The 7438-nt window shown below is 32.1% G+C and carries 4 protein-coding genes; 1 reads left to right on the top strand and 3 read right to left on the bottom strand.

Going from position 1 to position 7438, the window contains the following annotated elements; all coding sequences use genetic code 11:
- Positions 1-155: 155 nt before the first annotated feature.
- On the top strand, positions 156-629 hold the full coding sequence (locus NXS07_RS13210) for a very short patch repair endonuclease (protein WP_258086902.1): 474 nt from the start codon (positions 156-158) through the stop codon (positions 627-629).
- A gap of 224 nt (positions 630-853) precedes the next feature.
- On the opposite strand, the gene NXS07_RS13205 is transcribed toward NXS07_RS13210, so the two are convergent.
- From NXS07_RS13205 to NXS07_RS13195, 3 genes are all read right to left on the bottom strand, one after another.
- Positions 854-2503, bottom strand: coding sequence for a response regulator receiver domain (locus NXS07_RS13205; protein WP_258086901.1), 1650 nt, complete (start codon positions 2501-2503; stop codon positions 854-856).
- Complete coding sequence (locus NXS07_RS13200; RefSeq protein ID WP_258086900.1) at positions 2496-5474, bottom strand: ATP-binding protein; 2979 nt, start codon at positions 5472-5474, stop codon at positions 2496-2498. Before NXS07_RS13200 ends, NXS07_RS13205 begins: the two co-directional genes overlap by 8 nt.
- Positions 5475-5755: 281 nt before the next feature.
- Entirely contained in the window at positions 5756-6934 is a 1179-nt protein-coding gene (locus NXS07_RS13195) for a DNA cytosine methyltransferase (protein ID WP_258086899.1), read from the bottom strand.
- Positions 6935-7438 lie beyond the last annotated feature (504 nt).

Below are 7438 nucleotides of genomic sequence, written 5' to 3'. Positions count from 1 at the left end.
ATTAGTGGACGCGGTAAGTCAGTGTATTGTATTACCGACTATAACAAAAGTGCAGATAATTTCATTGATTAACTTAATATCATTATGATAAAATTAATAGCTCATTTATTGTGTAAATTAGCTATAATTATTAGTTTTATAAAGGAGAGTGATTTATGGCTGATATTCATAACTCAGAAGTTCGTAGTAGAAATATGCGGGCAATTAAAAGTAGGAATACATCCATAGAGAAAAAGATCGAAAAAATCATTGGAGAACTGGGAGTCATATATAGAAAACAGGTTTCGGATTTACCAGGTAAGCCTGATTTTGTTATAGATGAATACCAAGCTGTTTTATTTGTTCATGGTTGTTTTTGGCACGGACATAAATGTTATATGTTTAAATTTCCTACGACTAGAAGAGAATTTTGGCAAAAGAAAATAAATAATAATATTTATAGAGATCATGTCGTTATTCATTCTTTGCTTAAATTAGGTTTGAAAGTTTTAGTTGTATGGGGATGTTCTTTGAAAGGAAAATATAAATTATCCGATGATGATTTGTCGGAAAGAATTGAAGAGTGGTTATGTGAAAATTATTCATGTGCAGAGATTGATATTAAAGGAATTCATAAAATTTATTTTTAATTAAGATTTATGTATAGGCGTCTTTTATACGTCGTTTCAAAATTATTTGCTATGCAGATATATTTCTGCTAAATTTTATTAAATTATGAAAAAACTCCCTACTATTATCAATTTTTCTTATATGTTTTCGTGTGAAAATAATAACTATGAAGATACCGAGAGATATTGTCAAAATATGATCTGACAGGCACCAAAACAAAGTAAGGTGCTGTCAGATATCACAATTAGCGAGCTCTGCGAACCCATTCTGGCTCATCTATTCCTACTCTAGATAAACTGGCACTATATTCTTCAAGTATACGTTGAGCATATAGTTCTTTAAGCTCAACGATGAACTCGAATTTCTCTGGTATTTCTTCAGACAAATGTGCTGGTTCAAAAAACTTTTTACCAGTTTCGTTACAGCATTTGGTTCTAACTGATCCTTCAATACCTCGAAACTTAACTGTTCTAAGGGAATACGTTCCTTTGTCTATGAGTAATTTTTCACCATCAGGAGTCAAAAAATTAAATTTACTATCATCTTTTACTTTGGTGATAGATATAAATAGAAAACGTCGAGATTCGCTATTACTAAGACGTACAGAATCACAACGTTGTTGTATGCATATGTAATAAGTTTCAGGTATTAAGCTACTCTTAACTACAGTTCCTAATGATAAAGTCGGATGATAGCTAGGATGTGAAATAGGGTTTCTATGATAGCAGAGATTAGCGAATTTTTTATTTATAATTTCGTAATTATTACTCTCTGTAAATAAAGTGGTGGAGAGTTTACCGGATAGATTTTTTATTTTATTTTTGGCAATTTTCTGTCCATTTATATCAGATGAAAATGCGTTAAAATATTTTTCTTCAACATTATTATTTGATTCTAAAAGCTTTAATAAAAGAGAATGAGATCTCTTATATTCTATATTTTCAGGTTTTCCATTTTCTTCTGGTATTTTTTTATTCACCTCTGGTATATTTTTATTCATCCATATTTTAATATTTTCTTTATTGATGAAAGAGTTTAATTTCTTGTAACGAATGATGGATGTGAATGTATCCCCTAATAAATCTACAAGGAGTTCATTTGCATCTTCTGTATTAGTTAATAATGTTTGATGAGCAAGATAAGCTGAATCTAATTCTTTTGAAAATAGGTTAATTATATGATAAAAATTACGACGAATCTCAGATAAAGATTCCATCGCAAAGTTTGAAAGTAGTCCACTTGTCATATCAGAGAATTGTTGTGTGATAAAATTTGGTAGTTCTTTATATGTGATTTTTTTATCTTTAAAAAGTGAATAATCATCAGTATATTCTCCATCTCTATTAGATTTCGCGATCACCATTATTCTGCAATTATTTGAATTTAGTGTACATGTATCATTTTTTTTATCTATTTTAAATCCTGATATTTTATCCGATTCAATATGTTCTAAAATATCATCAGCAATACCTTCTAAATCAGTTTCGCCCGTGTATACTAAGATTAATTTTATACTATTTTGGCACTCTTGATCAGATAAGAGACCGCTAATAATGCTTTTAGTATATAAACCCCTAATATCATCTTGTTCAGCATCGGCTTCATCATTACTCTCGAATAAATCTGAGTCTTGATCTAAAACTATCTGCCAATCTAAAACTGCTACATCTGCTTTTTTTGCTACTGTTATCAAGGACTCTATGTCTGATTTTTGTGTGAGTTGATATACTGCACATACCTTTCCATCTTTAGAAAATACCTTTGTTATTTCTTTTGCATCGAACTCATGTTGGTCAGGATAACCCGCTGGGGCATAGGCTTTATCATCTATGAAGACAATGCTTTGAAGAAAATTATTTATTGTATGTCTAGATACACTTGCGAAATCAGTCATTATTATTATCCACTATAGCAATTTTAAATGTTACAGTAAATCCTTCTCTAGGTTCATCTAAAAGCAATCTATATCCAGTTGATTCTAAAACTTCATTGCTGATATGTAGCCCCATTCCTCGGCCATTTTCTTTTCTAGAGAACCCCAAATCAAATATTTTCTTTTTATCTTGAATCTTTACTTCTAATCCATTATTAGATATATATATATTTCCATAGCTATCGGCATGCAACCGTATGATTTTATTTTCTTGGCCACTCTCATTGAGCCAATATATAGCGTTATCAATAACATTTACAAAAACTGGATAAAAAGTAGAACGATATCCTTTGATTGATGCCTGGGCAAATCCATTGGTATGCTTAAATCCAATTTGGTGTCGTTTCATTCTGTTCTTAAAAAGTTCTATAAGAAAACTTTTCACTTCTAATAACTTTATTTCTTCAGAGCGCCTATTTAAACGGCGATTTAAGGGTGTAAATAGATTTAAATAACCGTCTAAGTGTTCAAAGTTTAGCTTTATATTTTTATATATTCGTTCTAGTTGTTCATTGACATCAGACCATGCCTTTAAATCTCTCAAACTAGCTCTGACAGATCTGACAGTACTATTAAACTCATGATGTATAACACCAACAGCCAACCCTAACTGGCTTAATTCTATATCAGTATTAATTCTATCTTTTAATTCTTCTAATTCTACGCCAAGAGCGTTAGTTATCTGCTCACTAGTAATGTAATTATTGTTTTCATCTTTTTCCCAATAGATTCCTTCTAACTGTTTTATAACTGTATCTAATATATTTGTATTACGTTCTGAGATACTATTTATTTCATCTGATAATGCATTGCGAATAGCAACCAAATTAATATCTGGTTCATCTGTAATTGATATTTTTTTGAATTTGTCCTTTACTTCCCTTATCTGATTGTCTAGATCAATCATCAGTTCAGTTGTGAGTTCTTTAACTCTATTTGAAATATTATTGACAGAGTCATTTACTATTTTCTTTTTCTCTGAATTTAATTTTTTAGCTTGATTTGAAATATCTTCAACAGCTTGTTCTAGACGCCTTCTTTTACTAATTGAAATAGATAGCTCAGAAATGATATTTTCTACATATTCATCTATTTTATTAAATGCTTTCTTAAATATTTCTTTATCTATAATTTCTATTTCTTCTAGGTATGTTTCATAGTCTTTTTTTAATTCGCCCTTTATGTAGAATCCTCTCGGAGCCGAAACAGATATTGACTTTCGATAATCTGATAATTTTTGTCTTGATCTTGATTCAATATTTAACAGCTTTTGACTTACTAATTCGTGCTCTTTTTCGGACCAAACACTCCTTATATCAAAGTTAATTTCGTTAAGTAAATATTTTACATTCTGGCTGAATGCATTATTCTTATATGAGTCGAAAAAGGTATTCAAGGATTCTTCAAATTTTCTCTTTCTTTCTTTGGCTTGTTTTTCACGTTTTTCTAATGCTTTGTATGATTGTGTTATTTCATCACGTTTAATTCTCCAAGTTTCTGCTTTAGGGGAGTTGTCATCTGAAGAAAAAAAATCTGCTGCTAGTTGAACGAAAAAATTCTTAAGTATTTCCTGTAATTGACGATAAGCTTTATTTTCAATAAACCCTTCTCGTCCAGCTTTCTCTTTTAGTTCATCATTTAGTTCTTCTGAAAGTTTAATAACACCAAACATTCTTCTATAGGAAAAAAAGTAAGAAAATCTTTGGCTTCGGCGTTTTTCTATTTCTAAATAATCATAATCAGAGTCACCATAAGGTAATATTCTAATATTATCCTTGTAAATATATAAACCACCAAATTTATCAGCTTTAGCTTTTATTCTTGAGTGGTCTTCAATATTCAGAATAGACTCTGTATTACGACCTTGAATATATGCGAAGTTAATTGAAAAAGGTCCACATCTAGTAAGCTTAAAACTATTACTAGTCCAATTTACAATATGTTCAAAAGTCTTTTCTTGATAGATCTTAACCATGCCTTTAAATTGACCATACTCATCGAACTCACCTTTAAAGTGATGATCTGCCAATCCGAAGTCATCAGCTGAAAAAAACTGCTCTTTGTCAATTAAATTGACATAGTTATTATCATTATTGCTATAGTCTCTAAAAACGATATCTAAAACAGGTTTAGGATGGTTAGGAGTCATAGTGTTATGGAATCCCATTAACATTTTTTCTATTTTAGTTGCTTCTTTTGACTTGGAGTTTCCATCAATATCAACATCTAATATTCCATCTATAGATGTGATATAGAAAAATGTTCCCCCATCTTTTAGATCATTTAGAGGATAATTCCCAATTAACTGATTATTAAATTTAGCAGGACAAATATCTAATTTATCAATTGATGATGTAATAGCATTAAATTCTTCTTTTGTTAAATTATCAGCATTATGCAAAGCTATAACTGAATTCTTTAACTCCGATTTCATAACTTCTATGTCTGATTTTTTAGGGAGATGATTCAGTTCTTTGATAGGAATAGCTATATCTTCTAGATTCAAGCCAGGTATTTCAAAAAGTTGCCAATTTATTAGTACAACAGTTATACCTTCTGCTTCTTTAGCTTTAGTAACAATTAGTACTTGTTTACCAATTGATGCTATTGCCAACCTACCAATACCCTTTTCTCCCATAGATACTCTTGGTGCTTTTGTTGTATCTATACGAGGAGCCAGTGACTTTCTGTGTCTAACTTTTGATTCGGTACCTAATGTGAGCCACCGGTTCTCAAAGTCATCTTTTGTCATTCCAATACCATCATCTCTCAAAATGAAAAGATCTTTCATTCTGAAATAGTCAATATCGACATGATCAGCATATGCATCATGTGCATTCTTTAAGAGTTCATTGATAGCTGTAGGTATCCCTGCTATTTGTTGACGTCCCAACAAATCAAGGGCTCTAGCTCTAGTTTTAAAGTTAGCCATTTTACCTTTCTCACTAAGATATTAGTTTGTTCAGAGTATATATCAGCTAAATAGAGTTTCATAATACCGATATAGTTGGTTTATTTGATTGATATCTGAACAGAGTAAGTTTGATTCCTGATAGACCGCATCAACCCATGGCTCTGCTATGTATAGCTCACAATCCTTGCTGTATAAGGAATTGTACAAAGGTATCGCTATTTTGGAACGTTATTTAGTGGCTTAAAATAACTATTTATCTAACAAATAGATATAAAAGAAAGTTTATGTTAGGCACTTTTTTATTCGATTCCATTTATAATTGCTTCTATAAGTGCTTTCCCCAGCATAGGGGGAACGGCATTACCGATTTGTTTTGCTTGGTCTGTCGAACTGCCAGTAAATATATAGTTATCTGGGAATGTTTGGATACGGGCAGCATGTCGCAAAGTAATGCCATGATTTTTCCATGGATGAACAAATCTGCCTTTAGATGGATTATTACATCCTGTAGTTATTGTGTTAGCTGGTTGATGAATAAATATTCTTCCGTAAACATCCTTATGTCCCGCATATCCATCGGAGTGGCAATTAAGCTCGAATTCTGGTGCAGCATCTTCACGGCTACCATTTAGTCGTGTACTTTCAAAGCGTTCTGTCATTCTTAAAGTTGGCTGCATATGTCTATTACACGGATCATCCTTGTCCACTGGGGAACCGTATTCAAGATGTTTAAGAAGATTGCTAGCCTCTTTATCTGCCAACTCTGTATGTGGCCTAAAATGTTCTTTAATGTATCTTTTTATCAATTCAGGAGTTAGTTTTTCAAATACAGAAGAAGCAGTTCTCCAAGATGGAAGCTGCTGACGTATAGCCTCTTTTGACTTAGGAGAAAAATGTGATGGATTGGGTGGAAACTTAAAGTCATTTTTTAGCGTTAGATCTTCTCTGACACCAAGAATAAAAACTCTCTTTCTGTTTTGGGGTACACCATAATCTTTCGCATTTAAGGTGCCACAATGAAGAATTTTATAGTTGTTGGATTTTGCTAATTCTTTGAAATCATCTAAATATTTAGCGTGTCTTTCCCACAGTAACCCCGCTACATTTTCAACCAAAAAAAGTTGAGGCTTGAACTCTTTGACAAAATCAAAGTAACGAAGTAGCAATTTATTTCTCGGGTCGTCAACACCCGCATTTTTTATACGATGGCTAGAGAAGCCTTGACAAGGAGGGCCACCAAGCAAAAGTGAAAGCTCTTTTTTTTTCACTCCCAATTCCAGACGGAGTGCCTTTGGAGAAATTGTCAGGATATCTTGTTGAAAAAATTTTGTTTTATGTCCCAGCCTTTCAATTAAATTAAGTTGGTATGTCTTGGCTGCGGCCTGATCAAATTCAATGGCAGCGAGCACATCAATGCCCAGTTGATGCGCAGCTAAACTTAAACCGCCCGCGCCTGCAAACAAATCTATTGCTTTCATACAAACCTAACCAAATTGAAACGAGCTATTCTACGTTTAACCCTAAAAAAAATAAACTCTGTTCTTTCCATCCATGTAAAAACTCACCTATGTCATCTATAGATTAGCTAAGTTTCCTTTCCATACCTTAATAGTCACTCAGCAGCCAGTGTCTTCACATAGGCTGTTTTACCTTGATGTTTATGAGGATAAATCACAAATATAAAAAATCAATCACTATGTTATGGTTTTATCCATTTGATTTAATTTGTTTTATTTGGTATGCCATTAACGTGAATACTATAACTGACTTTCTGAAAGTAGCCTTATATTTTTTATGATTGGGCTTCTAACATGAAACATGAGAACTCCCTCTTTATTTTAAATTATGCACTAATGCTTTAATCAAAGTTGGTAACTCTCTTCTTTTCAAATTAAAGTGTCAGATGGAGTGAGGGCTGAACGACTACACCGATAGATAAGGCTGACCATCTTGGCAGCCTGATCATTAAATTCAATGGGTTA

The organism is Xenorhabdus bovienii (assembly GCF_024721015.1).
Taxonomy (GTDB): Bacteria; Pseudomonadota; Gammaproteobacteria; order Enterobacterales; family Enterobacteriaceae; genus Xenorhabdus; species Xenorhabdus bovienii.
The sequence above is the reverse complement of the archived record's forward strand: the minus strand, read 5'-3'. Positions and strand labels throughout refer to the sequence as shown.